Annotated in this window: 3 protein-coding genes; all 3 read right to left on the bottom strand. The window is 59.4% G+C overall.

Annotated features, from left to right (window positions below; genetic code table 11):
• Positions 1-114: 114 nt before the first annotated feature.
• Positions 115-561, bottom strand: a complete 447-nt coding sequence (locus Q0D41_RS10025; RefSeq protein ID WP_294378841.1) for a GntR family transcriptional regulator — start codon at positions 559-561, stop codon at positions 115-117.
• A gap of 258 nt (positions 562-819) precedes the next feature.
• Positions 820-1,608 carry a mechanosensitive ion channel family protein gene (locus Q0D41_RS10020; RefSeq protein ID WP_294378836.1) on the bottom strand — a complete coding sequence of 263 codons (789 nt, stop codon included), beginning with the start codon at positions 1,606-1,608 and terminating at the stop codon, positions 820-822.
• A 9-nt stretch (positions 1,609-1,617) separates the two neighbouring features.
• The coding region (locus tag Q0D41_RS10015; RefSeq protein ID WP_294378832.1) for a sensor histidine kinase at positions 1,618-2,064 on the bottom strand (447 nt) is incomplete at its 5' end.

Raw genomic sequence — 2,064 nt, 5'->3', positions numbered from 1 at the left:
TCGGGGATGGTCACCGCGAAGCACTCGTTTTTCTTCATGAACCACGGCGTTGCGGCGAGAATCGCTCCGGAGAGTAAAACAATTGCGATAAGAAACACCATCAGGGTGAGGGAATCAGTCATTGCCGACCTCCTTTTGGGACAAGCTGCCTTTGCTTCTTGAGTCCCTTTCACTTTCAAATGCACGTTTGACCTGGGATTTCGCGATAACTATGAAGCTTTCTGGTGTGCCGCCTCGCGCGCGATGCTCAAGAGCCAGACGATAAATCCCACTCGCCATTCGTTCGTCGTCTATGGTCTGATGGCTTGGCGCGCCGATGCTTTGCTCGTTTGCGATGAAAGCGCCCTTGCGCCCCCGCATGGCAACGTACCCCTCGTCCCGCAAGACGGCATACGCCTTGTTAACCGTGTGGAGATTGATGCCCAAATCAGCCGCAAGTTGGCGAACGCTCGGCAGACTATCGCCCGGGGAGAGCTCACCACGCGCGATTCCCTCGATGATTTGATCGCGAATCTGCAGGTAGATGGGGGCTTCGTCCGATTGATCGATTCGAATGATCACAGGTGCCTCCTCGCATAATTGATAGGTTTGATTTGCTGGGCGAGCCGGTTTCTCAGCGTATCTATTTTTGTTCTATTGGTAATATAACAGATAGAACAGCACGATGCAATCAGGCAGATGCCGAGGAGTTGCCCCGACAATCACGCGCCGGCGCAGAGCGAACAATCGAACGCGCGACCTCTATGCCGCGATGGAGGGGGGACGGCGCGCACGATGGTTTCCTTCACGAAAGCGCGTCTGAACGCGCGCAACCCTGATCTATGCCATGGTATAAGGCGCGACGGCGCGCACGACGGCGTCTTTCACCAAGGAATGCTTGTCGCCGTCTTCGACCCACACGATGAGGCTTGCGCGATAGCCGTACTCCATGGCCTCCGTGAAGAGCACCTGCGGCTCGCGCGACAGGCCTCCACCCACTTTTTGCGCTGCCTGACCTGCTGCCTTGGCAATCTTCGCGGCAACGGCGTCAAGGTCTGCGCCGCCCGTGGTGACAAGCAGGGGTACCACCACCTTCGTAAGCGGCGGCAAATGCGTGAGCGACGACTTGTTGATCACCGAGTTCGGCACCACCACGCGCTCGCCCGAAAGCGTTTCAAGCGAGGTGTGGCGCCAAGTAACGTCGCGCACGATACCGCGCTGACCGCCGACCTCGATGTAGTCACCCGGTTCCACAAGCCCGGTAATACTGACCTGCACGCCGCCGATCAGGTTCGAGAGCGTGTCCTGGAAGCCGAGCGAGATGGCGATGCCGCCAATGCCGAGCGCGGTGATCGCCGCAGAAACGTCAATTCCAAAACAGCTTGACAGCACCACGCTGATGCCGATGGCCCACACAGCGATGCGGGCAATGTTGATGAAGATGCTCGACGAGGGCAGCGGCGAATTGTCATGCGAGAGCACGCGGCGCAGCACCTTCGTCACAGCGCGAGCCACGAGCGCCGTGAAAGCGAGCGCAATCGCCACCGTCAGCGCAGTGGAAAGCCACTCGACGTGAACGACGCCCTGGATGATGTCATAGAGGTCGGATGTCTGCTCTTCGGGATCCATCTTCCTCCCCTACCGGCGCAGGGCTTCCGCATCACTCGCAGCGACCTGGGACTTCGTCTGGGCGGCGCATCCTTCCAAAAACAGCGTCACCGTGGTGCCGACGCCCAGCTCGCTTTGCACGTCCATATACGAGTTCGGCCCGAAGAACCCAACGATGCGGTCATGCACGTTCTTCACCGCGATGCCGATTCCCTTAGTTTCCTTGGGATGCATAATGCCCTGGCGCGCCTCCTCGGTCATGCCCGTGCCGTTGTCGCTCACGCGCAGATACACGTCGTCGCCCTCGACCTCGCCAGTCACCGTGATGGTGAGCTTGCCCTCGGAGGGCATAGCGTGCTGAACGGCGTTTTCCACCAGCGGCTGAATGAGGAACGACGGAACCATCATGTTCTCGCACTCGGGCGCCAAATCGACGTTGAGTTCCACGCGCTCGGCGCCGAAGCGCGCCACCTCAAA

Origin of the sequence: uncultured Slackia sp., from assembly GCF_934630525.1 — a bacterium.
GTDB lineage: Bacteria > Actinomycetota > Coriobacteriia > Coriobacteriales > Eggerthellaceae > Slackia.
This window is presented reverse-complemented; position numbering and strand designations above follow the sequence as displayed.

Excerpts from the sequence above, each read along its gene's own strand:
- Q0D41_RS10020 (WP_294378836.1), bottom strand. The coding sequence starts at position 1,608 with ATGGATCCCGAAGAGCAGACATCCGACCTCTATGACATCATCCAGGGC.